The 25003-nt window shown below is 58.7% G+C and carries 21 protein-coding genes; 1 reads left to right on the plus strand and 20 read right to left on the minus strand.

Features of this window, described 5'->3' with window-relative positions:
• Positions 1 to 278: 278 nt before the first annotated feature.
• The 7 genes from GRAN_RS16295 to GRAN_RS16325 all read right to left on the minus strand — a co-directional run bounded on the left by GRAN_RS16295 (position 279) and on the right by GRAN_RS16325 (position 10262).
• Positions 279 to 1526 carry an MFS transporter gene (locus GRAN_RS16295; RefSeq protein WP_128914025.1) on the minus strand — a complete coding sequence of 416 codons (1248 nt, stop codon included), beginning with the start codon at positions 1524 to 1526 and terminating at the stop codon, positions 279 to 281.
• A 26-nt stretch (positions 1527 to 1552) separates the two neighbouring features.
• On the minus strand, positions 1553 to 3724 hold the full coding sequence (locus GRAN_RS16300) for a thioredoxin domain-containing protein (RefSeq protein WP_128914026.1): 2172 nt from the start codon (positions 3722 to 3724) through the stop codon (positions 1553 to 1555).
• A 138-nt stretch (positions 3725 to 3862) separates the two neighbouring features.
• A complete protein-coding gene (locus GRAN_RS16305) occupies positions 3863 to 4309 on the minus strand; it encodes a peptidoglycan-binding domain-containing protein (protein ID WP_128914027.1) in 447 nt (148 codons plus the stop codon).
• A 256-nt stretch (positions 4310 to 4565) separates the two neighbouring features.
• Positions 4566 to 6224, minus strand: a complete 1659-nt coding sequence (locus GRAN_RS16310) for a trypsin-like peptidase domain-containing protein (protein WP_128914028.1) — start codon at positions 6222 to 6224, stop codon at positions 4566 to 4568.
• Between the two features lie 172 nt (positions 6225 to 6396).
• Complete coding sequence (locus tag GRAN_RS16315; RefSeq protein WP_241654722.1) at positions 6397 to 8175, minus strand: amidohydrolase; 1779 nt, start codon at positions 8173 to 8175, stop codon at positions 6397 to 6399.
• A gap of 36 nt (positions 8176 to 8211) precedes the next feature.
• Positions 8212 to 9426 carry a M20/M25/M40 family metallo-hydrolase gene (locus tag GRAN_RS16320; protein ID WP_128914029.1) on the minus strand — a complete coding sequence of 405 codons (1215 nt, stop codon included), beginning with the start codon at positions 9424 to 9426 and terminating at the stop codon, positions 8212 to 8214.
• 2 nt (positions 9427 to 9428) lie between these two features.
• Positions 9429 to 10262, minus strand: a complete 834-nt coding sequence (locus GRAN_RS16325; RefSeq protein WP_128914030.1) for a tRNA pseudouridine synthase A — start codon at positions 10260 to 10262, stop codon at positions 9429 to 9431.
• 386 nt (positions 10263 to 10648) lie between these two features.
• Between GRAN_RS16325 and GRAN_RS16330 the strand changes: the two genes are divergently transcribed.
• Positions 10649 to 12787 (plus strand): TolC family protein, encoded by a 2139-nt coding sequence (locus tag GRAN_RS16330; protein WP_338323446.1) that lies wholly within the window; start codon positions 10649 to 10651, stop codon positions 12785 to 12787.
• A gap of 60 nt (positions 12788 to 12847) precedes the next feature.
• Here GRAN_RS16330 and GRAN_RS16335 read toward each other — a convergent pair whose 3' ends face one another.
• The 13 genes from GRAN_RS16335 to GRAN_RS16395 form a co-directional block, all read right to left on the minus strand.
• Positions 12848 to 13669, minus strand: a complete 822-nt coding sequence (locus GRAN_RS16335) for a hypothetical protein (RefSeq protein ID WP_128914032.1) — start codon at positions 13667 to 13669, stop codon at positions 12848 to 12850.
• A gap of 158 nt (positions 13670 to 13827) precedes the next feature.
• Positions 13828 to 14106 (minus strand): FliM/FliN family flagellar motor switch protein, encoded by a 279-nt coding sequence (locus tag GRAN_RS16340; protein WP_241654727.1) that lies wholly within the window; start codon positions 14104 to 14106, stop codon positions 13828 to 13830.
• 17 nt (positions 14107 to 14123) lie between these two features.
• Positions 14124 to 15035, minus strand: a complete 912-nt coding sequence (locus GRAN_RS16345; RefSeq protein WP_128914034.1) for a sigma-70 family RNA polymerase sigma factor — start codon at positions 15033 to 15035, stop codon at positions 14124 to 14126.
• A 42-nt stretch (positions 15036 to 15077) separates the two neighbouring features.
• Complete coding sequence (gene flhA / locus GRAN_RS16350; RefSeq protein ID WP_128914240.1) at positions 15078 to 17177, minus strand: flagellar biosynthesis protein FlhA; 2100 nt, start codon at positions 17175 to 17177, stop codon at positions 15078 to 15080.
• 14 nt (positions 17178 to 17191) lie between these two features.
• Positions 17192 to 18343: an EscU/YscU/HrcU family type III secretion system export apparatus switch protein gene (locus GRAN_RS16355; protein WP_128914035.1), complete on the minus strand. Its 1152-nt coding sequence runs from the start codon at positions 18341 to 18343 to the stop codon at positions 17192 to 17194.
• Positions 18340 to 19137, minus strand: a complete 798-nt coding sequence (locus GRAN_RS16360; RefSeq protein ID WP_128914036.1) for a flagellar biosynthetic protein FliR — start codon at positions 19135 to 19137, stop codon at positions 18340 to 18342. Before GRAN_RS16360 ends, GRAN_RS16355 begins: the two co-directional genes overlap by 4 nt.
• A gap of 4 nt (positions 19138 to 19141) precedes the next feature.
• On the minus strand, positions 19142 to 19411 hold the full coding sequence (locus tag GRAN_RS16365) for a flagellar biosynthetic protein FliQ (RefSeq protein ID WP_128914037.1): 270 nt from the start codon (positions 19409 to 19411) through the stop codon (positions 19142 to 19144).
• A 7-nt stretch (positions 19412 to 19418) separates the two neighbouring features.
• Complete coding sequence (gene fliP, locus GRAN_RS16370) at positions 19419 to 20201, minus strand: flagellar type III secretion system pore protein FliP (protein ID WP_241654735.1); 783 nt, start codon at positions 20199 to 20201, stop codon at positions 19419 to 19421.
• A gap of 44 nt (positions 20202 to 20245) precedes the next feature.
• Positions 20246 to 20605, minus strand: coding sequence for a flagellar biosynthetic protein FliO (locus GRAN_RS16375; RefSeq protein WP_161571003.1), 360 nt, complete (start codon positions 20603 to 20605; stop codon positions 20246 to 20248).
• A gap of 41 nt (positions 20606 to 20646) precedes the next feature.
• Positions 20647 to 21138, minus strand: coding sequence for a flagellar basal body-associated FliL family protein (locus GRAN_RS16380; RefSeq protein ID WP_161571004.1), 492 nt, complete (start codon positions 21136 to 21138; stop codon positions 20647 to 20649).
• Positions 21139 to 21366: 228 nt separating this feature from the next.
• Positions 21367 to 22596, minus strand: a complete 1230-nt coding sequence (locus GRAN_RS16385) for a flagellar hook protein FlgE (RefSeq protein WP_128914040.1) — start codon at positions 22594 to 22596, stop codon at positions 21367 to 21369.
• A gap of 84 nt (positions 22597 to 22680) precedes the next feature.
• Positions 22681 to 23112 (minus strand): flagellar hook assembly protein FlgD, encoded by a 432-nt coding sequence (locus GRAN_RS16390; RefSeq protein ID WP_128914041.1) that lies wholly within the window; start codon positions 23110 to 23112, stop codon positions 22681 to 22683.
• Positions 23113 to 23181: 69 nt separating this feature from the next.
• Entirely contained in the window at positions 23182 to 24720 is a 1539-nt protein-coding gene (locus GRAN_RS16395; protein WP_128914042.1) for a hypothetical protein, read from the minus strand.
• Positions 24721 to 25003: the final 283 nt, after the last annotated feature.

The raw sequence follows: 25003 nt of genomic DNA on the forward strand, positions 1-25003 counted from the left end.
AAACCCCGTATCCCAAACAAAACAAAGCGAAAAGTCGGTGTCCTTTTAGTTATGGCCAATCCGCTACAATTAAAGCCAGAGGAAAGAAAACAAACCGGAGCCCAATCCGCTCACGGTCTTTCCTACCCTCCGGAGCCGCTAAGTCCTTTATCAACTAATATTTAGGACTTAACCTCTTTGGAATGAGAGACTTACAGCAGGCAATCTGCCGCATCTCGTTGACAACAATCGACTTACACCCCGGCAGTGGGGAGGGGGGGGGGCACCCGTCCAAACACCTACTTCTTGACGCCCGGAGCACCACTCAAACTCTCAAGCTTTCGCAACCCCGGAAAAACCCCCATCCAGATCAGCGCGATCACGATACTCCCGACTCCACCAACAATCGTCGCCGGAACGATCCCGAACCACGAAGCCGTTACGCCAGACTCGAACTCGCCAAGCTGATTCGAGGTCCCGATAAACAGCGAATTCACCGCGCTCACCCGCCCACGCATCTCGTCCGGAGTCTCAAGCTGCACCAGCGACGACCGCACCACAACGCTCACAACATCAGCCGCTCCAAGCACCGCAAGAATCCCCATCGAGAGCCAGACCGACCGCGAGAGCGCAAACGAGATAGTCGCCAGCCCAAAGACAATCACAGCGGCAAACATCCTCTTCCCCGCCTGCCGCCGAATAGGATGATGAGCAAGAATCACGGAAGTAGTCAGCGCCCCAAGCGCAGGCGAAAGCCGCAAAAGTCCGAGTCCCCACGGTCCCGTGTGCAGAATATCGCGCGCATAAGCCGGAAGAAGCGCTGTCGCTCCACCAAGTAAAACGACGAAGAGATCCAGCGAAATCGCTCCAAGAATATTCTTCCGCGCACGAATGTAATGGATCCCCGAGAACAGCGAGTTCGCCGTCACCGGACCTTTCCCCGACGCTCTTCGCTTAGTCCGAATCGTCGACGACAGAACCGAAGCTGTCCCGAACAGGCAAGCGCAAAGCGCGTACGGCACATGCGCTCCAAGCGCATAAAGCAGCCCACCAAGCGCCGGTCCAACGATCGAAGCCGTCTGATTCGCCGAAGCCGACCACGCGATCGCCGTAGGAACCATCGACTCATCCACCAGCCCCGGAACCATCGCCTGTGTCGAAGGACTCTCAAACGCTCTCGAAGCCCCGATCGCCGCAACCGCGCAGTAGATCCCAACCGGATGCAGCCACCCAAAGTAGCTCGTCACAGCCAGCGTAGCGACGGTTGTCCCCTCGATCACCTGGCAGATGCTGACGATCGTCTTCCGGTCGAACCGATCCGCGACATGTCCCACCACAAGCGTCAGCAGGAGCATCGGCGTGAACTGCACCAACCCAACCATTCCAAGCGCGAACGTACTATGCGTTAGAGCGTAGAGCTGCCACCCAACTGCGACCGCCACCATCTGGAACGACAATGTCGAACAGATCCGCGCGAACCAGAACCGCGCGTACGATTTCTCTTTGAAGATAGATCTCGGACCCAACTGCCGCGGCGATTCAGCCATCTCTCTAGGCTACCGGATCGATCGGGCTAAAGCGTGCGATTGAGCTGCTCCATCAGTTCCTCAGCGCCAGAAACCGGAGGCTGACAAACGTTTCCACTGCAGACCACAGCGAAGCTTCCAGCCATCGGTGGCAGAAACGGCAATGTCTGGGCGAGCGCAGGAGGCAGTGCATCAAGCTGATCCTTCCGCAGTCGGACAACGCTCTTGTTCACTGCGAACCGAGAAAGCGCAACTGACTCCAGCCGTCGCGCATCCTCGTCATCCCCGATCACGCAGACTTGAATCGGATCCTGTACCAACCTCTGCAACGCAAGTCCATAGCTCGCGGCGAACAGCCCAAAGTGCTCGACAACCCCTGCGAAGTTCTCGATCGTAGCCTGAGCCTTCGCCGCATACTCTTCCTTGCCGGTAAGAGACTCCATGCGAAGCAGAAGCGCAGCCGCAACCGAATTGCCCGCTGGAGTCGGCGAATCCTGCAAAGGCTTCCTCCGCGTCGAAAGCGCTCCAAGCACGCGCTCGCCATCCTTCGGAGCCTGGGTATCGAAGAACGCGTCTCCGCTGTGGTCATAGAAGCGATCCAGAGCAGCGCGCAGGATCGCCTCCGAGACATCGAAGTACCGCATCTCCCCAGTCAATTCCCAAGCATCAAGCGCCGCGTGGCCAAGGAACACATAGTCCTCAAGGGTCCCGGCAACACGCTTCGAGCCTTCCACGCCCTCTCCATAAGCCACAACATGTGCCATCGCGCCATCCACCCAGGCCGAAGCAAGCACACGATCGAGCGTCTTAAGCGCGAACGCAGTCGCCTCATCCGCGTGCAGCACTCGACCCACAAGTAGGTAAGCCGAGATGCACATCCCGTTCCAGCCGACGTAAACCGTCTTATCGACGTACGGAGTCGGACGAAGCTTCCTAGCCGCGTACATCTTCGCCTTCGCTGATGCCAGCAGCGTCTCCGCATCTCCAACAGTCACGCCAGCGGCCCTCGCCGCAGCCGCAAGTGTCTCGGTGACATGAAGCACATTCTTGGCAACATTATGGTGCATGTCGCCAATCTCACCAATGTCATAGAACGACGCAGCGACGGCAAGCTCTCCTGCAGTCAGGACCTCGGCAGCCTCATCCCGTGTCCAGGTAAAGTAATCGCCGTCGTCGTCCAGGGAGAAGTCCGCATCCTGCGAAGCATAGAAGCCGCCAAGATCCCGATCGGTCAGCCACTCGTCCATCCATCGCATGATGTCACGCGCCACGCGATCACATTCAGGCTCTGCGAAGGTTTGGAAGCCATGAACGTAGTTCTTCAGGAGTTCGCTGTTGTCGTACGCCATCTTTTCGAAGTGCGGCACGATCCACTGCTCATCGACCGAGTAGCGGTGAAATCCACCCGCGAGGTGGTCGTAGATACCGCCCTTGGACATCTTGTCCAAGGTAACCATCACGGCAGTCTTCGCCCGCGCAACTAATCCCGCGTTCGCCGAAGTGCGCGAGGATAGGTCAATCAGGAGATCGATGGCTCCGGAATGCGGGAACTTCGGTTGCGAGCCAAATCCCCCGCTGCGTCCATCGAACTGCTGCAGGGCCGAGAGAACAAGCTTCTCGACCAACTCAAGTCCCGGATCTCCGGATCTACCCGAGAACGATTCGTTGTGCTCAATCGCCGACACCGCGCTTCCAGCAGACTCCTCCACCTCGCTCCGGCGATTCTGGAACGCCTCCGCCATCGTGAGCAGTACACGCCGAAAGCTCGGCCGTCCGTGACGATCCTGCGGAGGAAAGTACGTTCCACCAAAGAACGGCTTACCCTCAGAAGTGAGAAATGCCGTAAGCGGCCAACCACCCTGCCCGCTGATCGCCGCGACCGCAGCCTGATAACGTGTGTCCACATCCGGCCGTTCGTCCCGGTCCACCTTTACCGCGACAAAGTGCTCATTGATGAGTTCGGCGGTCGCTGCATCCTCGTAGCTCTCGCGGTCCATGACGTGGCACCAGTGACACCAGACAGCACCAATGTCGAGCAGAATCGCCTTATCCTCGCGCAGCGCACGGTCGAAGGCTTTCTCGCCCCACTCCATCCAATCCACGGGCTGGTGCATCGCGGACCGAAGATACGCCGACGCTGCCCCGGACAGCAGATTCTTCCTTGATCCAAGGGGACCAGTCACTACCTCTACGTCATCGTGCCGCTGCTTATTGCTCATCCATACAAGTTTAGATCACGGCGAAGGGATCGCCCTGCCACAAAAGGGGAACGGACGAGAGCCGTCGGGCACCATCGTGTGGACAAAATAGAAAAGGAGCCCGTCTGGGCTCCTCGGAAACAGCGCGGTTGGAGCTGTCTATCTGGAAACGTTTATGATGCCTGACTCAGAGGCCAGAGACGTTCCCATCGAAGGTGTAGGAGAGACGAGAGCTTCGGGGCTTGGAGGCGCGCCGCCGGGTCCGAGCCCGAGCTTGATAATCGCCCGTGAATCTGGAACAAGTTTGGTCTGCCAGCCGTTGTCTCCCTGCATCTTCTCGAGCGCGGCCTGCGTATTCGAATCCCACTTACCAGAGGGTTCCCCGGTCATGTAACCCTGCTTGATCAGGGCGGTCTGGATCTGGGTCGTACGCTCCGGATCAATCGCCCGCTGGCTCACGGGCTTCGCCGTCGGACGAGCGGCTGCCGCGCGCTTTCGGAAAAGACGCGGAGAGGTCGGACCCCGGCGCAGATGCGACGCGGCGAAAGACGGAAGAGCAGAGATTAGGAGCAAGGCGGAGAAGATGAGGGTACGACCAAACCGCATAGATGAGGGCCTCGAGAAGTGGTTCCTCTTTAATCTAGGACGCCGCTCATGACAGACTACGCCGGAAAAATATCGCAGACAAGCAACCCCAGTGCCAGAAGAGTAACACTTTTGTCGGACACGAACTCGAAAGAGGAATGGACATTTCTGGAAATTTGGCCTTACCATGTTCCCGTCGCAAGCCAACTCACGAATGCCAGCGAGATTACAAAGGCGCGGACAATGTCCGCGCCTTTGTCTGCTTGTACAGCGAGCGTTACGGCAGCGTTCCACCGACGAAGCTACTTCCACGGCTCGGGCTGTTGGCGTATCGGACTACAAATACTACGTCCGCACCAGACTGGAGTCCGTTGACGACGTTCCTGTACGACGTCTCGTCGGTGATTGGCTTACGGTTGATCTCCGTGATGACGGCACCCTTACCCAAACCGTTCTCGTCCGCAAACGAACCTGGACGTACATCGGTCACGATCACGCCGCCTGAGATGCCGAGCTTCTTTGCCATGGGCGCAGGAACTGCAGCAACTTTGATCCCCAGTTTGTTCTGCCCGGCATCGGACTCCTGCGGTGAGCCGCCATTGTCATCGTCGGCAGAAGCGACATCGGAGGTTAGTTTGGCTCGATCACCGATCTGCACGCCTGCCGTGCGCTCTTTGCCATCGCGCAGGTAGCCAAGCTGTACGGTCGACCCAACCCTGCGGCTGGAGATATCGGCTACGAGGTCGTCACCATCCTTGATGCTACGCCCGTCAACCGAAACGATCACGTCCTGAGGCTGGAGGCCTGCCTTCGCCGCTCCGCCTCCAGGCGTGATGACCGAGACCATAACGCCATTCTTGAACCCGTACACACGACCGACCGCTGAGGATTGCCCAGCCTGGAACTGGATGCCGATCGATCCGCGAATGACCTTGTGTTCCGGCCCAATGAGCATGTTGTACACACTGGCGACGGTGTTCGAGGGCATCGCAAAGCCAACCCCTTGAGATCCCATCGATTGCGTATAGATTGCGGTGTTCATACCAACGACATTGCCTGTCATATCGACCAGAGGTCCGCCCGAGTTACCAGGGTTAATCGCCGCATCGGTCTGGATGAAGCGCTGGAACTGATTCGTCGCAACGCCCGAAGCGCTTGGGCCTTCATCGATGCTGCGGTTCTTCGCGGAGACAATGCCGGCGGACACGGTCTGCGATAGGCCGAACGGGCTGCCAATCGCCAGCACCCAATCGCCGACCTGGGCTCCGTCGGAGTTGCCGAGCTTGACCGTCGGAAGGCTTTCCTTCGATTCGATCTTGATGACTGCTATGTCGGTCTCTTTATCGGTGCCGATCACCTTCGCCGGACGCCCAGGTTCGTTCTCCGGATCACCTGCGAGCTTGACGAAGATCTTATCGGCTTTATCGACGACGTGATTATTCGTAATGATGTAACCGCGCGAATCAACGATGTACCCGGAACCTAGGGCACGACGCTCACCGCCGCCAGGACCGTCGGAGTCATCATCTCCTCCGCCGCCGCCCTGCCCGCCAAAAAAGCGGTTGAAGAAGTCCTGCATGTCGCCCTGCTGCTGGCTGTCATCGTCACCGCCGCCTGGCTGTCCGCGCCGACGGCCCTTCTTTGGAGTAGCGCTCTGCTTCGGCAGCGACTCCGTGTTGATGTTCACGACGGCAGGGCCAACCTGCTTCACAATCTGCGAGAAACCGTTTGAGAGCGTAACCGGAGAAGGGATCACCAGGGCACGGGCGTCGGATGAATCGACGTTCTGCTGCTCCTTGCCGCTTACGTTCCGCGTCAGGACAGAACCCGCGAGGATACCGACAGAGAGAGTCACCAGCAGCGTAAAGCTGGTCGTGAGGGGATGGTTGCGGGTCCGTTCAAGGAATCCCGGCTTATCGGAGTTCGATCTTTCCATGAATATCAGTCTAACCTCGTTGAATCGATACGATATGCGCGCAGGCTGCAGGCGGGTGATTCCACACGCGACCCCAGTGGCTGAACATTCGTTCTTGCCATCTGATTAGACGCGTTCTGCCAGCAAAAGTGGTATGAAATACGCGGCTTTGCGGATCAGAGGCGGCCTGCGGTCAGCGGCCGGGTCCGGTGTTGGTGGCATCGAAGACGACCTCTCCGTTGACGACCGTCTTGAGGACACGCGTCCCAAGAAGATCGCGGGGCATCACCGCAGTGATGTCGCGGTCGAGCACGATGAAGTCGGCGAAATATCCGGGTTCGAGCCTTCCGCGCACCCTCTCCGCGAAGTCCGCGTAGGCTGAAGCCTGGGTGTAGGCGTAAAGAGCCTGGTTGAGCGTCAATGCCTGTTCCGGGTGAAAGGTCTTTGTGCCGGCTTCGTTCTTGCGCGTGACCGCCGAGTAGAGTCCCCGAAATGGGTTGATCGATTCCACGGGGTAGTCCGTCCCGAACGCCAGGGTCACTCCTTGGTCGAGAAAGCTCTTCCACGCGTAGGCGTAGGCCGACCGCTTCGGACCAAGTCGCGCCGATGCCCAGTTCATATCGGTCAGCAGGTGCGACGGCTGCATCGAGGCGATCACGTGCTCAGTTGCAAAGCGGGCGAAGTCCCCCGGCAGAAGCACCTGCGCGTGCTCGATACGAAAGCGGGGAGCGTAGGGGGTGCTTGGGCTGGGGGCTACGACCATCGAGGAGGCGGGATCGGACCCAGGTTTGCCCGAGCGAGAGGTGTCCGGCGCAACTGCCACCTGTTCCGAGGTTCCGAGTGCATCTAGCGCGATCCCGTTGGCACGGTCGCCAATGGCATGAAATCCAAGCTGAAAACCGGCGGCGGCACGTTCGGAGGACATTTGGTTCAGCTTCGTCTGGTCGAAACGTGGAATACCTGAGTTCCCAGGATCGTCAGCATACGGCTCTACCATCGCCGCCGTACGGGACCCCAGCGAGCCATCCATAAAGCCCTTCAGCATACCAAGATGGAGCAGAGGGTCGTTCGCTGGGTGGCTGGCCCTGCGGCTTTCGAGCGTTGCAAGCGGAAGGGTGAAGTCCAGCCACTCGGAGAACCGTATCTTCAGCGTTCCGGACCGCTCCATCGATTCGAGGACGAGGAAGTCTTCCCACTCGGAAAAATCCTGAACGCTCGTTACCCCGTGGGAAAGTACGTCGACGATGGCGACGTCAAGAGCCTTGTGCCTCTCCTCGGAAGACGGAGGCGGGATCTTCGTCAGGACAAGATTCGTGGCTGCCGTCTCACGCAGGATTCCGGTTGGCTCACCCTTCGCGTCGCGGTCGATCTTCGCGCCCTTTGGGTCGGCCGTTTCGGCAGTAATCCCAGCCGCCGCAAGCGCGGCTGTATTCGCCACGGCCATGTGTCCGTCCGTACGCCAGAGAAAGCATGGCCGACCACCGGTGACACGATCCAGAGCCTGACGAGTTGGCAACTGCTTCCCCGGCCACAGGGTGTGGTCCCAACCTCCGCCCCGAAGCCAAGATCCCGCCGTCCTGGTCGCCGCATACTTTTCCACAACCTGCAGCATGGCCGCGAGCGATGGCACGGCATCCAGATCGATCGAAAGTTTCTGCTGTCCGGCGTCTGCCATGTGAACGTGAGCGTCGTTGAAGCCCGGCATCACGAACGCTCCATGTAGATCCATGACCCGGGTGTTCGGGCCCTTCCACTGCAGGACCTCGACGTCGTTCCCAATCGCCACGAGCTTCCCCCCGGAAATCGCAAGGGCGGTCACCTGACCCGGAGTCGACGCAGGATCGTCTGGGTGGAGGTGCGCTCCCGTCAGAACCATTCCATCCATATAAATGGTGTCGGCGGAACGCTGCTGCGAGAACGCAGGGATCGAAATGAGAGCGGGAAAAAGCACTGCAAGGAGCTTGGAGGTCACGGGTTGGAGTGTACCAAGATGCGCCTGCCGGATCCGCTAATCGTCGACACCAATCGTCGTCAGCGTGTCGAGCAGGGTAAGCAGAATTCTGCGAAGAGCTGTCTCCCTCCCCGAGGGGTCATACCACTCGGCAAGCGTGTGGATTCCCCCACCTGTCCCGCCCGTTCCAATGGCGATCGCGGGGATTCCCAGGGAGAGGGGAATATTCGCATCGGTAGATCCGATGCGATGCTCGGTTCGAAGAGCAAGATGCCGGTCGACAGCATGGAGCGTACGCAGCATCGGTGCACCATCCGGGAGAGCCGCGGCCGGACGATCTCCGATGATCTCGATCAGGATGGACGATGGCGCTCCACGAGCCTGCTCTTCGCCGAGTTGCAGCCTCATCGCCGTCTCAGTCGCGATCAGTTGAGCGGGATCGATCGAGCGAAGGTCCACGAGCGCTGTCGCCAATTCGGGAATGGAGTTGATACTTGTTCCACCGGAGATGTGACCGACGTTCAAGGTTGTGCGTGGCACATCTGGCAGAACCACCTTCGAGAGCCCGGTCAGCGCGCGTGCGAGATCGAGAATTGGGTTAGATACCCCGGCGTCGTTCCAGCTGTGGCCTCCTGGTCCGGAAGCGGTCAGGCGGAATCTCCGACTCCCGAGCGCCCGAGTAACGACCGCAGCCGTTCCCGCTCCTTCAAGCGCCACGGCCGCCCGGATTCTGTTCCGGTACGCGCCATCCAGGAAGAGATGGCGCATACCCCTGAGGTCCCCTTCGCCTTCTTCGCCCACATTTGCCGCGAAGAGAATTCCTGATGGCGGGTCGATTCCCGCATAGCGGAGCGCCGCAATCAACCCGAGAAGGGCCGTTAGCCCCGCCCCGTTATCGCAGACTCCAGGCGCCAATACTCGATTTCCGTCTACAGACGGCTCCGTCAGTGTTCCCCCCGGAAATACGGTGTCAAGGTGAGCCGAGACTAGAAGAAGTGGTCCGGACGGATTTACCGTCGCCGGCTCGAGTTCGCCAAGCGCATTGCCCGCCTCGTCCAGATGAACGTTCGTCAAGCCCAAGTCGCGGAAGCGCTCCAGAAACCACGACGCGCGCTCCCCCTCTCCAAAGGGCGGCGCTGGGATAGCGACGATCTCCATCAGCCATTTGCGGAGCTGGGGCTGGTGCAGATGCAGCCAGTGAAATGCCCGGTGAACGGCGAGGGTCGAAGCAAGGCGGCTGATCCGAAGCTGCGCGTGAGCGGCGGTTGGCATCGTCAGTAGTCGACCTCAACGAGAAACAACCCGCGAGCCGGAGCGGTCGGGCCGGCGGTTCGGCGATCGCGTGCGGCGAGGATAGAAGGCATTTCACTCGCACGGAGCCGTCCCACCCCGATCTCGACAAACGTCCCTACCAAATTTCGTACCATGTGATGCAAAAATCCCGACCCTGTCACGCGGTAGCGAAGGAGGGGTTCATCCGCATGGAGCGTCCATTCCGATGCTAGGACTGTCCTGATATTGGGTGTCGGCAGACAAGATCCCTTCCGATTCAGCCTCCCCTGCTCACCCTCTTGCGGTTCTGATTCTCGCGCCGTTCGGCAGCTTTCGTCCGGATCGACCGCCGCAAAGCTGGTGAAGTCATGCGTGCCGAGCACGTGCGCCGCCGCTTCGCTCATCGCCCCGACGTCCAGCCGATAAGGACAAGCCCAGACGTACGGAGCAAGCATGGGAGAGCAGATCGTCTCCGCCGCCGATATACGCGGCACGATGCGGTACTCGTAGGTCTTTCGAACCGCGCTGTGCCGGGCATGAAATCGAGGCGGTGCCGCCTCGAGCGAAAGCAGACGAATCGAGGGAGGGAGTGCGCGGTTCAGAGCATGATGCAGGTTCGGAGCCGGAATGGGCGCCGTAAGTTCAAAGCTCGCGACCTGCCCAAGCGCGTGAACGCCCGCGTCAGTACGGCCTGAGCCCTGCGGGAGGACGATCTCTCCGCTGATCCTCTGAAGCGCGGCGGCGAGCGTTCCTTGGACCGTATGCCGCCCCGGTTGCACCTGCCAGCCGTGAAAGGGCGTTCCGTCGTAACTGATCGTGGCTTTCCAGAGTGTCATGGAGAATTTCAAACGTGCCGAACCCGAATCAATCGACCACGTTGGTTGATATACTCCAGTATCCACGAAAGAGGATACGAATCGGCAGGACAAGAGGACAGGTCCAAGTCTGACTGCTGAAGCCTAGCCTTCAGAAAGACTCACAAAGACCGGTGCGCGGTTTCAGGGAACGAAGCGTGAGATGGATGCGTATGCCTATCCATCGGGAAGCTGGAAGCGGCACTGGACCGGCCACCGGTGAGCTAAGTGCCGGATTTGCGACACTTGGAGTCCTTTCGGCTCATCCAGTCGTCTAGTGGGCATACCCGCAGGATGGCAGGAGTGGCGACGTCTGTATATCGCACGAAGTTTTGCGAACGAAGCACATGAAGCAGGAGAGAGCGCAAGTGAGATTAAGGGATTTGCAGGCGGCGGCGAGTGTATCGGTGATTCTGATGGGTTCAGTGACGCAGCCGGGCCTCGCCCAGGTCCAGAAGCAAACGATCAAGGCGCCTGCGGGCGACGCGGTTGCCGCAGGGCAGCAGGACCTCCCCACAGCACCCACGCCAAAGCAGACCGAGCCGCTCTATATGCGCGATACACCGAATGACTATACCCAGCCGCGCCACCAGAGTCTCCTGCATCCCTTAAACGCGTATAAGCCCGAGGATTTCCCTCTTCCGCGGCTGAGCAACACCCCGCGACTCGGCGACCTTCTGAGAGATGGCACTCTTTACCTAAGCCTCTCCGACGCGGTCACGCTCTCACTCGAAAATAACTTCGATATTGCCATCGCACGGATCAACCTTGACATCGCCGATACCGACGTTCTGAGAACCCGGGCCGGAGGCACCTTCCGCGGCGTCTCAACCGGACTCGTAACGGGCACACTTGGAGGTACTACGACCACCATCACCGGTGGCGGCGGCCCGGGCGGGACAACAAGCGCATCCGGCGGCAGCGGCACCGGCTCTTCGGGGTTGGTCCTGAGCGAAAACGGAAACGGCCCGGCACCAGAGCTTCTTGATCCAGCCCTCACCGGCACCGTCGGTTATGAGTCCTCAAAGACTGTTCAGAGTACGACCTTTATTACCGGCACGAGCACCCTCAACCAGAACACGAGCACATATAACGTCGGCTACCAGCAGGGTTTTCAGACCGGCACTCTGCTTAATGTCACCTTTAACAACAGCCGCGTGACCACGAACAGCGAGCGTTCAAGCTACAGCCCGCTGCTCCAGACCAACTTCCGTGCCCAGGCGACCCAGCATCTGCTTCAGGGCTTCGGTACGTGGATCAATGGGCGCTTCATGATTCAGGCGAAGAATAATCGCCGCATCACCGACTCTGCCTTCCGCCAACAGATCATCTACACCGTCACCCAGGTAGAAAGCATCTACTGGGCGCTCGTCAGTGCCTATGAAGACGTTCAGGCCAAGGAGCGAGCCCTTGACCAGTCCACGAAGCTGACCGCCGATAACAGGCGCCAGCTTGAGATTGGCACCCTAGCCCCGCTCGATGTCGTGAACTCCGACAGCGCCGTGGCAACTGACAAGCAAGCCCTCATTGCTTCCAAGTCAAACCTTCAGTACCAGCAACTTCTGATGAAGCAGGCCATCGCTCGGAATCTCGACGATAAGATCATCGCCGCCGCCCCGGTCATTCCTACCGACCGTGTCGGACTCGATCGCCTGGCCGAAGAGGATATGACGGTCGAGGATTTGGTGCAGCAGGCCTATGTCAACAATCCCCAGATCGAGCAAGCGGTGCTCACCATGAAGAATAACGAGATCACGATCCGCGCTCTCAAAAACGGTCTTCTTCCCACCGTGGACGCCGTCGCCTTCTATGCGAGCTCGGGCCTTGGTGGAAGCCAAAGCGCCTTGCTCAATTGCGGAACGACCACCGGCCCGTTCGTCGCCTGCCCTCCGGGAACTGTGCCAAACTCGAACTACGGCGGCGTGTTCCAAAACACCTTCAACAATAGCTCGCCCGACTACGGGGCCTCGGTCAATATCAACATCCCCCTCCGTAACCGTATCGCCCAGGCCGATCAAGCCCGCTCGCAAATGGAATATCGTCAAACCCAGATGCGTCTGCAGCAGCTTTACACGCAGATTCGCATCCAGGTAATTAACGGTCAATACGCCCTGACCAATGACCGCGCCCAGGTCGTGGCAGCACAGTCGACTCGTGACTTCAACGCTCAAAGCCTCGACGCTGAGCAAAAGAAGTACAAGCTCGGCGCTTCGACCACAGCGAACGTGTTGCAGCAGGAGCGTAATCTCGCCGCCGCCGAAAATAACCTTATCTCGGCAACGGCGGCCTACGCTCGTGACCGCTCGAACCTGCGTCAGATCCTCTCGAACACCCTCGACGAATACGGCATCGACCTCGTCGACACTGCGAAGGGTGAAGTCAACAAAAACCCAAGCATTCCAGGCCTCACCGCACCCAAGCCTCCGGCGGCACCAAAGCCTATCTCGGTAACGCCAGACACGGCTGCTCCGGGCGTCCCTGCCACGACCGCACCAGCCCCTCGGTAATATGCGCACTTACAAGAGCCCGGACCTCGCGTCCGGGCTCTTCGCTTTTCGGACGAGTCTCTAATTCTGTAGTCCGACCGTGAAGATCGTGTCGAAAACATCTTCGCTACTCGCCGGAACCATACCCACCCTACTCTGCGCGCCAGCTTCGAGCCATGTTCTCAGCCAGTAGTACCGATGTAAACGTACAAGGCGCGAAGCCACGGGTTGATGATCGATTAGTATTTCAGCGATCTTCTGGCTCATCTCATCCGTATCCCTCATCGTCTCCCGGGTAGCCTCGATGAACTCGCAATCGAGCAGCCGCTCATGAGCATGGGTGAACATCTCGGTTCCCATGATGCCACTCTCCACATGAAGTTCGCTCATTTGCTCCAGCGAGAAGGCCGCCGAAGCATCGAGACGATCCCGGAAACCAAGGTAAAGCCTGCGCGATCCTTCAGCCCGAAGCGGCAGAAGACCGAACTCTTCGACCAGTAATCGCGGCATTACGAGAGCCATGCTCCGCGGCGTGAAGCCATCCAGCGACAACACCCGGCAGTTCCATTGCAGACCAAGCCCTCTCGTTATCGTCTCGAGAGAGACTCCGCATTCATGCTGCAGCCACTCACCGATCTTTCCAGCGCCCGCGCTCTTCTGCGCATCGATTGCTCTGCGAAGCTGCGGATGCGTGATCCAGCCTTGCTCGAGCATCACCAACCCAAGGGGCAGCCTATGCCGATGCGGTGATTCCTGCGGCGTCGCCGCGACGCCACTTCCAAGTTCGCGTCCCGTGGCATTTCGAACCAGAGCCTCAAGGCAGCCTGCCCCACACGCCCACTGCCCTTCGAAGATCGGACGGCGCTTGTTCCTCCAGGGCTTCGTCCAACCCGAGGCACACATTGGGTTCGCACATCCCTTTCGAGGAGTCTCGGTGGCCGGAACAGAAGAAAAGCCGACGAAGTTCCTGCTCAATGAAGGAGGGTACAAGTCCTCAAACCACGCACTTTCATCCTGTGACACAACCTCCACCATTCGCTTTTCCAATCCAAGCCGAGCCCCTAGGAACGACATGCCACACTCTCCAGCCGCAGTTGCGGCGCTGCCACTTCTGTAACCCTCAGCGCAAAATTTCCGTTCGACACTACCACCTGCCCGCGCGCGACGATCCTATTTCCGACCACAAGGTCCACCGGCTGCGATTCGTGTCGATCTAACTCCACCACGTCACCGCAGGCATGTTGCAGCACCTCCCGTAGCGTCATCTCTCGGGACCCGAACTGCAATATTGCCTCCAGCTCAATGTCCGCAAGCAACCCAGATCCTGTATCGGCGCCCATGCCATAACCTCCGCCCATCAGCGCCTCTTCCTCTTCAACTTAGTCATGACTGCGCCCGGTCCCGCCAGCTCAGCGAGTTGCGACCGAAGCCGGAGTACAGCTGAAGAATGAATTTGCGACACGCGCGACTCCACCACACCCAACGTCAGACCGATCTCCTTCATCGTCAGCTCTTCATAGTAGTAAAGCGTCAGAACCATGCGCTCCTTCTCGGGAAGCTCGTCGATGCCATCGGCGAGTCTCTGCTTCATCTCCCCTTGGAGGCAGCGGAACAGTGGACCATCCTCCGGCGCGCCAGGAATGTAGGCCAGTTCTTCGTCACCCGAGTCCTCCGACCGCTCCATGTGCAAGCTGCCGATCTCCAGCCCTTTCAACTCGCCGAGAAGCTGTTGGTACTCATTCAACGAGAGTGACATCGCACCAGCGATCTCCGCTTCCTGTGGCGCGCGTCCAAGCCGGTGCGTGGCCTCGCGAATTGCCTCTTCCACTGCCCTTCCCTTGCGGCGCAGCTCTCGCGGACTCCAATCCAGTGTGCGCAACGAATCCAGAATTGCACCGCGAATGCGGAACTGCGCATAGCTCTTAAACTGCACCTTCTTCGTGTGATCGAACTTCGAAAACGCATCGATCAATCCAACGACTCCGGCCGAGATCAGGTCCTCAAGTTCCACATGCTGTGGCAGACGCTCATGTATCCTCCGGGCGAGGAAGCGAACCGTCGGAAGATGCTCCATGAGCATCTGATCGCGCTCTGCGCTGGACATACGCTCCGCGCCGCCTTGATCTTCGTAGCCCGATCCAAAGCCCGCAAGTGGCAGAGTCGTCGCCGTAAGATCCAGCACATCTTCCGCAAACAGTGGACCGCCCGGCATGCTGCTCTCCGCGGAATCCGGAACACCGTGCATCTGCGCTCCATGTACAACGTCCATCGTCGACTCTCCTTTGCCCGCAGCCGCACGTTTACGGACCTGCTATCCGACCGTGCCGATACTCCGTACCCGGACCTCGGGGGGAATCTCGATCGGAGCCAATACCGTCACCTTTGGCAGGTATGGCTCCAGCCATCGGCGCACGTGATAGCGTGCTGGACTTGGGCAAAGAAGCACGGGCATCGCCGTGGCGGAACCACCGCCGGTTAGCCGTTTCACAGAATCAACCAGCCTCCGAAGGAAGTCCGCCGGCATCCCTCCTGAACGCGCACCTTCACCCAGGAGCAGAGCCGCGCCCGCAGGGTCGAAGGTAGTCATTAGATCTGCCTCGAGCCCTTGTTCGAGCGTGAACACGCGCAGCCCTCCCTCGGCGTCGAGCAGCGGATGAACCAAGGCGCGGCCAAGTGACTGCCTCACCCGCTCCACCAGGTGAATGACGTTCTTCGACTCGGCAGCGGCCTCCACTAGAACCTCAAGCACCGAGCCCAGGTCCCGGATCGATACCTGCTCCCGTAGCAACTGCTGCAGAACCTTCTGCACTTCACCGAGCGACATCAGCTTCGGCACAAGCTCTTCGACAAGCTTCGGGTACCCCTCGCTCATGCTGTCGAGTAGCCTCTTCGTCTCCTGCCGCGCAAGTAACTCATGCGCGTGCCTTCTGATCAGCTCGCCGAGATGTGTCCCAATCACCGTAGTCTGATCGACCACGGAATACCCCGCGGCCAGAGCCTGTTCCTCCAGCCCCGGCTGAATCCATCGCGCCATGACGCCAAAGGCCGGTTCCTTTGTCTCCACACCCGGCATCGGTCTCGCCTTCGGGTCCGCGTTTACCGCGAGTAGGCAGTTCCCCTCGGTCTGCCAACGCGCAATTTCGACTCCCCGCAGGCTCACGCAGTACTCTCGCGGCTTCAGCCGAAGATTATCCGTGATATGCACGGGAGGCACGATGAACCCAAGCTCTGTTGCCAGGTGTCTGCGTAGCGAGCGCACGCGATTCAACATCTGCCCGCCCTGTTTCTCATCCACCAGCGGAATCAACTGAAAGCCTATCTCAAGCGTCAGCTCATCCATCTTCAGGAGGCTCGCGAGATTCTCTCCTTTGGCCGCCTCTTCTACCTTCCCCTTGGCGCTTAGTCCAAGCGGTATTTCTACGTCTGAATGAATCGCGTCCGCAGGCAGACGCCTCGCAATCAAAGCCACGCCTCCGGCCATCAGAATGAAGGAAAGCTTCGGTAGACCAGGAATCAACGCCAGCGTGAGCAGCACGCCACAAGCGATCCAAAGCGTGTTCCGTCCCTTGAGGAGTTGCGTCCCCAACTCCGAATCGAGCGTGCCCGCCGACGACGCGCGAGTCAGTACCATGCCACCCGCAATCGATACCAGCAGACTCGGAATCATCGTCACCAGTCCGTCACCAACGGTCAGGATCGTGTACGTCTTTACCGCCGTCATCAGGTCGGTGCCCTGTTGCAATGTACCAATCGCAAGCCCTGCAACGATATTGATGACGGTGATGAGGATCGTCGCCATCGAATCGCGCTGATTGAATCGAGCCGCGCCATCCATCGCGCCGTAGAACTCAGCCTCCCGTGCAATTGCCTCTCGTCGTTTCCTCGCGCCCTGCTCATCGATCAGCCCCGCATTCATATCCGCGTCGATCGCCATCTGCTTACCCGGCAGTGCATCGAGCGTGAATCGCGCCGTCACCTCGGCAGTTCTCACCGCGCCATGACTCACCACAAGAAACTGGATCGCGATCAGCGCGAGGAACAAGACAAATCCGACAACGTAATTCCCACCCACGACGAATTGCCCAAAGGCCTCAATCACCGATCCAGCAGCATGCGTCCCCTCATGACCATGCAGGAGAATCCTGCGGCTCGAAGCAAGGTTCAACGAAAGCCGGAACATCGTCAGTAGGAGCAGAAGCGTCGGAAATACTGAGAAATCCACCGCCTTACGAATCTGCACCGCCGTCAGGAACACAATGACAGATGCCGTGATCGATGCGGCCAGAAGCAGATCCAGCACGAAGCTCGGCACCGGAATCAACATCACAAATACCATCGCGATGGCCGCGACAGGCAGGAGGAATACCTGCAGCTTTCCGGACCCCGATTTACTCTTCGCACCCAATGTCATCGTCGCTGCTGCACTCACATGCCACCCCCAAAGTCACGCATCGCCACCGCCGTCTTGTATTGCGCTCTCTGCTCCCTCTCCCGCTGCTCGTCCCGTTCGCGCCGTTCGCGATCCTGCCGAATCCGGTCTTCCACCTTTTGCCGGTAGAGGTAAGCCAGAATCCCCGCGACGGCCGAGTACAACTCAAATGGAATTGACTGCCCAGGCTCGACCATCTTGTACAGACTTCTCGCCAGTGGCGGATTCTCGATCAATGGAATACCCGCCCAAAGAGCCTCCTCGCGAATCTCTTTCGCATGCAGGTCTCTGCCCTTCGCAAGCACCGTAGGCGCGGACAAGGTATCGAACGAAAACTCCAACGCCACGGCGTAATGCGTCGGGTTCGTAATCACTACGCTCGCCCGCGAGATATCCGCTTTCACTCGACGCTTTCGCATCGCATGTTGAAGCTGACGGACACGGTTCTTCACCTGCGGATTGCCCATCGCCTCCTTCATCTCTTCGCGCGTCTCCTGCTTGCTCATCATGAGACGCTTGTTCCACGCCAGGTACTCCACGATGAAGTCCAAGCCACTCCACGCAAGCGTCACCCATGCCGCATCGACAGCGAGTCCGTAGGCCGCCGCGAACGTCGACGGCAAACGCATCACGGCCATGACGGGCATCGGTAAAATCAACGACTTCAGCACACCCCAACCAAAGACCACCATCACTGCAGCAGGAACAAGCGATTTCACCAGTCGTGTAAAAGACCGCAAGCTGAATAGGTTCACGATGTTCGTAACCGGGTTCAACCGATCGAACTTCAACTCGAGCGCATTTGGATGAATGCTTAGCCCCCCGCTTTGCGCAACTCCCACACCAAGCGCCCCAAGAAAGCTAGCAGCCATCACCATTCCAACAGGCAGGAGCGCGGGTGCGAGCATCGTCCGCATGGCATGCGTCCACTTCTGCTCATCACTTGCAGCCATTGAACCTGTCCTGAGACACTCCTGAAAAACCGAACCCCATCTCGCGACGAAGCCTTTTGCCATCGCACCTAGCACAAGCACACCGCCAAGCAGGGATACGGCCGACAGCAGTTCGCGGCTTCGGACCCGATCGCCTTTCTCCCGCGCCTTCTGCTTTCGTTGTGGCGTTGCTTTCTCTGTTTGCTGATCGCTCAAGCTCGCACCAACATCCTTCCGGCCGCATCCAGAAGCGAGGTAAAGTGCCGTTCGATCCAGCCTGGCCAGACCGCGAGCGATCCGATCAGCACGCCATACGAGATCAGTGTTTTCACAGGAATACCCACCACCTGCGTTGGCAACTGCGGAGCAAGCTTCCCAATCAATCCAATCGTCACCTCAACCGACAGGGCCGCTGCGATCACAGGCGACGCAAGCTGCATACCTGCTAGAAAGATTCCACCCCCCATCCTGACCATTGCGACGCCTGTAGCCGCTTCGATAACGCCTCGTCCCACAGGCACGACCACAAAGCTCCTGACGACTGCGGCAAGCAGTGTACGATCGAGCCCGGCGCCCACAATCACCAGAATTCCAAGCCAGTCGAGCATCTGCCCAAGCACCGGCGTCTCGATTCTCGTATTCGGATCGAGGAGATTGACTAGCGAAAAGCTGAACTCCATCCCAAGCATGGTCCCGGCAAACATCAGGCTCTCGTTCAAGAGCGACAGCGAAAGCCCAAAGACCAACCCAACCCCAAGCTCACCAAGTAGCGCTCCCACATCGAGCATCGCATGTGCATCCGGGACGGACGCTACAGCAGGGGCCAGCAGAATCGTGATCGCGAAAGCCAGGCCGGCCTTCACCCTCGTCGGGATCGCCGCCGAATTGAAGATTGGGGCAAAGACAAACAACCCGCTGATTCGAACCATCACAAGCACACCTGCGGCGAGAAACTGCGGCCAATCCTGAATGACATTCGCCCCGTTCGGCGTGGGATAGACGAGCGTCATCGCGTCAGCCCATGTACCGGTGAAGGTCAGTCCAGAGCCGCGAAGTGTAGCTCACGAGTCGGTGCATACTCCAGGGCATCACCATCATGGCGACGGCGAATACGGCCACAAGTCGTGGGACTGCAGTGAGTGTCTGCTCCTGCACACCGGTGAGCGTCTGCACAAGACTGACGGTTAGACTAACCAATGCAGCCGAGATCAGGAGAGGCGCGCTGAGCATTAGCGCTTCCACCAGAAGTCTCCGCATAATCTCAACCGCCTGGTCTGGTCCCATAATCTCCTCAGAAGCTCTTCAGTAACTGATCCGCGAGTAAGTTCCATCCGTCTACCATCACGAACAAAAGAATCTTGACCGGTGTTGAAATGACCACCGGCGGCAGTTGCATCATTCCGATCGAGGTTGTAACGCTCGCGATCACAAAATCAATCAGTAGAAAGGGAAGAAACAAGACGGCGCCTATCTCGAACCCTGCTTTCAATTCGCTCAGCATGTAGGCCGGAACAACGACTTGGAACGGAAGCTCTTCCTTCGTCCTCGGTCTCTCCGCCATGCCCGCCGAAGCAAAGATGGCAAGATCCTTCTCGCGTGCATACTTCAGCAGGTATTTCTTGACCGGAGCGATCCCTCGTTCAAGCGCGACTTCGCCCGAAATCTCTCCCGCTCGATAGGGAGCCGTGGCAGTCTTCTCCACCTCGACGAGCACAGGCTGCATCAGGAACCATGTCATCATCAACGCGAGGCCCATCAATACCTGATTGGAGGGAGCCGTCTGCGTGCCAAGCGCCTGGCGCAGAAAGTGAAAGACAACGAGCAGCCGAACCATCGGCGTCATGGCCAAAAGCAACGCCGGAATCATCGTCAACAGAGTGAGCCCGATCACAATCGACCAAGGGACACTGCCGTTCACTCCCATAGCTTGCGCAATAGAAGACTGCAGACCCGCGACACCATTACCCATCGGGGCACTACCCCCGATGGCATGTCTTACTAGCGGCGCGGCAACATCGTAGGTAGAAGCATGCGCAACACCACAAGACCCGGAAAGACCGATGCCGAGCATCATGACTGCTGGTAGGCCTGAACTCGGCACAGAACTCGGACTAGATCTTAGAGACACACATCCTCCAGCGCCGTCTTCGAGCTGTCTCCAACGCACACGATCGTCTCAACCGAATCGGACCCCATGCCGACCAGATACCGTTCTCCAGCGCAGGAGATCAACGCCACCTGCCTCCCGCCGCCGAGATTAAGTGTCTCCAAAACCTTGAGCGACCTCCGCTCGCTGCCCGCGATCCGATGATGGATCAATCCAAGCAGCCAGCCAGCGACTCCTTCGATCCTGCGTCCCGTGAGAGGAAGAGCAGCCTGGCTAACATGCTCAGCGTTCTCAAGCGGTCCATCGTCCTGACGGCGATCCCGTTGTCCTCCTCGCACCAGTTCCATGGTCCCGCCCTCTGGTCTCCCCATCTGCATCTCCGTCCGAATTGGTAACGCACTCCACAGCACGCTCAACGTTGCACGAGGAATTCTGAGAAAAACAGATCTGTCACCTTGAGCGTAGGATTGTGCGCCGCCAACGCGACCCGGAGTTTGTCCTTAAGAGCCTCTTTCCCTTCGGGTTCCAGCAGGCCATCCGCAGTTTGCTGTCCGAGCACCGTCAGTACGGTATCTCGCACCGCCGTCTCAGCCTCGGATGGCCCCTTGGGCACGCCCTTCTCCACTTTCTCCTCCTTTGGCTTCTCACCTTTCACGGGCTCGTCATCCATCACACGAAGCGTCAGACCTAACCTCAGGTAGGCCCGACCTCCAGGATCGGCAAGATTGACTAGAATTGGTTCCAGGGCAATCGCATGAGTCTTGGGAGCGACCGCCTCGTGCGCTTCTACCTTCGTGATCGCCGCGGAACCGCCGCCGATCTTTCCGGTCTTCAGCATGTAGAACATGGCGCCACCCACAGTGCCTGCCCCGATCACAACCGACACGACCATCGCGGCGATCAAGGGTACAAGCGGAAGCTTCGCTGCCGCAGGTGCCTCTACCGTCGCCTCACCCGCACCTACATCCGTTGAAGAAGCCATAGTGTCCTAAATCAGTGCACCCTTGCTGCCATAAAAAAAAAAGATGGATTAGGCAATCTTCATCTCGCGTGCATGCAAAAGACCGAAGCCGGCGGATAGACATCCTCTCGCTGAGCTTCGGTCTCCTAAAAGCGATCACATCACTTTGAACTAGCGAACCATCGAGATCGCGTCCTCGGTAACTTGATCGAAGGTAGTCACAGTCTTCGAGTTAGCCTGGAACGCCCTCTGCGCCACGATAAGATCGGAGAACTCGGTCGAGATATCCACATTCGACTCCTCCAAGGTCTCATCCTCGATCGTTCCTCGACTTCCCACACCTGCAGCCGCGAAGGTTGCGACACCTGAAGCGGCTGACGTCTGGAAGTTGTTGTCTCCGACCCTAGTCAGTCCATCCTCATTGGGAACCGCCGCAATTGCTAGTTGACCTACCTGCTGGACTTGCCCGTTGCTGAAGGTGGCCGAGATGGCTCCGGCGCTATCAACCGAGAAGCTCTGATAAGTTCCACTCGAATATCCGTCCTGCGAGCTCGAAGTCGCCGTGGAAGTGGACGCCGACTCCGAGATCAGCGGGGCTCCCGTCGAGCCGTAGAGCTGCCAGTTAAAGCTTAGATTCGACGCGCCGTCCGTCAATCCCGGGAAGGTGATCCCTGAGATATTGGTCGTCGGACTCGTCAGGACGCCGGATGAGTCAAAGGTCAATGTCCCAGTGTTATTCGTCGGCGTGCCAGTGGCATCTCCTGACGGCAACGTCACACTATAGCCCCAGGTATTCGCGGAGTTCTTCGTAAAACTTACAGACGCAATATGGCTCTGTCCGAGCGAATCATACATCGTCACCGTCGTATTGAAGGAAGTCCCAACCGCAGCCGATGAGTTGAGATTGGTATCCACCGAGAAAGTCGAAGTCGCCTTTGCCGTCCCGGTTCCATTGATCGGAAGAGAGATCGGCGTGAGGCTCCCACTCGCGTTGACCGTACCATTCGACGCCGCGAATCCCATCACGGACTGCCCATCAGTGGTGATCAGGTTGCCAGCCTTATCGAGTTGAAAGTTGCCGGCCCTCGTGAGCGACTGGATCTGCCCGTCCTGCACGACAAAGAAGCCATCTCCAGCCAACGCCATATCCGCTGCGTCGCTCGTCGTCTCGAGGCTTCCCTGCAGAAAGCTGCTTTGCGTCCCGGAGACCTTGACGCCAGCACCAACCTGCAACTGATCGTTCGCACCGTTGCTGCCAATTTGTTGATAGAACAAGTCCTCGAAGGTCGTCGTCTGCTTCTTGAAAGCAGTCGTGTTGAGGTTCGCAAGATTATTGCCGATCGTATTGAGCGCTGTGGAGTCTGCCTCTAGACCGGTAAGTGGGATGGAAAACGATGGCATGTCATTTCTCCTGGAACGTGGTGCCGGTTAGTGGATCAAAAAAGGTTCAGGCCAAGCGACCTCATAGAAAGCAGAAGGAAGAAATCACATGGTTTCAGGTGGCTGCGTGTTCTGAATCTGGGAGACCGGAGCCGCCTGCACTGATCCCGTCGTAGTTGTAGTTCCCGATGTGATCGAAGTGATTCCCTGGTTGATCGAAATCAGTTGCTGCAGGCTGTTCACACCCACGAGTTGCTCGATGTACGCATTAGGATCAGTTGGTTGGGTTGGATCCTGATTCTGCAGCTCGGTCACGAGAAGCGTGAGAAAGTCGTTCGCGGTAATGGTCGCGTCACCCGTGGTAGCAGTACTGGTGGAACTGCTTGTTGCACTGTGAGCCTTTACGCTATTGGATCCCTCGGCCATTATGGTCTGGGCGGCCGTCGCATGCCGCTTCGGTGCAAGCGCGGTCGCGACGACCGAGGCGGAGTCTTGAAAGGCTGTACTCTGTGCGTTCCCAATATCGAAAACACTCATCTTCGTTTCCTCCTCGTGATAGGAACTAAATCGCCCGGAAACGGGCACCGTTGCTGCGGTCTGTAGCTCTCAAGCCATCACATTTAACCAGTTGCCGCCATCGACAAGACCTCCCGTCGCATAGCCATCCCCCGGGGACCAGCCCGCATCGTCAAGTTCCTGATTCGCTTGCCCCACGCGTGCTTCGCGTCCCCCGTCAGGAAGTATGCGTTCTGGGTAAGCCGCTGGATGCTCCCGTTGGCTCTGGTGCTGTGCCCCGGCGCCCGTCATGGCTCCGCTACTATCCCCCAGGGCCTGCGCAATCGTTCCACCTGGCGCCAGCTTCACGGAATCCGGATTTCCGCCTATCCCCTGGATGTGCCCAAGCTGCACGCTTACAGGAACATGCTCACCCTCGAGATAGGCGGACAGGTCAGGCAGGTCCCGGCGTAGCGCTTCCTGGCCGCTAGCTGTTGGAGAGGAGATGGAAGCCCTTATCGCCCCTCCTTCACCCACTTCTGCACGAATCTTTACCCAGCCGTGGCTCCCTCCCGGGACTCCGACCTCGAGCACCGTCGGCGTAGCTTGTAACGTCCTGTGTTGCATGCTGGATAAGTTTCCACTTGATACCACCGCATCATTCCGAACGACACTCGCGGACGGCGCCGCTGTCAGAGAAGTGGATCCACTCCCAGGAAGTACCGGCGCCGATGAGGCTGGCGTTTGATTCGCGGTTTCCCCCCAGGTCACGGGGGCACGGCTCTCGAAGTCGTCCACGTCGACTGCCTTCTTCTCCTCTGTCGAGGCCTGCATAGCGTGCATCGGAGCTACTCGCCCCTCCTTCCCAATGGATGACGCGTCATCTAGGACGCCGGTCCCGACGGCAGCCGGCATGCTCGCACCCAAGGTCGCTCCTGTGATCTTCCGAGCGCTGCTCACTCCCGAGACAAGTGGCCCCTTGATGAGCTTTGTGGCGAAATTTGCGATCCTACTAGACATATCCGAGGAAACAGACGCCTCAGTCGTTGACTCAGTCAATTGCGCAACCTTGCTCCTCCCCTTAGATAGAGGCACGTCTTCCGCCTCACCCAGGGAACCTGGTGCGAGGGCATCGCTGGGAACGGAAGTCGATGACGAAGTTCCATCTCCGACCACATTCCCACGCTCCCCGCCCTTTCCTACGATTTGCGTAATCGCCGTCGAAGAACTGGCCTTGCTCAGAGACCTCTCGTGTTGATCCACCTCAGGAATCGCTGAGGCCGTGGCAAGTGCTACAGTTTGCTGAGCAGTATTCAACACGTTCGTAGAGGAGAGGGTCCGATTGGCGGCTCCTACCTCGACGCTCCCAGCCACCATGGCGCTTGCATCGATGCTCCCGGCTTTGCTCTTCGTCTCCTTGCTATCCGTGCTCTCACCATGTCTCGTCCCAGCTTTGCTTGCGTTTCCATTCAGCCCGTTCGTTCCCTCCTGCTTCGCAGCTAAAGCCTCAGGCCCAAGAATCGCCGTAGTTATGCCACTCTTCATCCCACCGATCTGATGGAGACCTACAGGACTCGTAGCCGCGGCAGCATGGCTGACACTCTGCTGGTCGACTGCGATCTCGGTTCGTTCCCTCGTGGTCTCGTCCATCGCGGAACCGCTTGGACGGTTGAACGCAGTACTGACCAACGGATCAATTGAAGGAGGAGAAAGAAGCGCGTCTGCGACAGGCCCCGCTCTTCTGGCAGGCGTATTTACAGATCCAGCGGCCTTACTTTTCTCCAAAGTAGAGGCCTTCTTGTCGCTTCCATAATCTACTCCTGTGACCGCACGAGCCTCCGATTTCCGCGAGGTCATCCTGGACTCAACGATCGAGAATTCCTCTGGGGACGAGGCGAAAGGAACGTCTGGGGAGTTGGAGGATAGAGGCTCG

Origin of the sequence: Granulicella sibirica, assembly GCF_004115155.1 — a bacterium.
GTDB classification, from domain to species: domain Bacteria; phylum Acidobacteriota; class Terriglobia; order Terriglobales; family Acidobacteriaceae; genus Edaphobacter; species Edaphobacter sibiricus.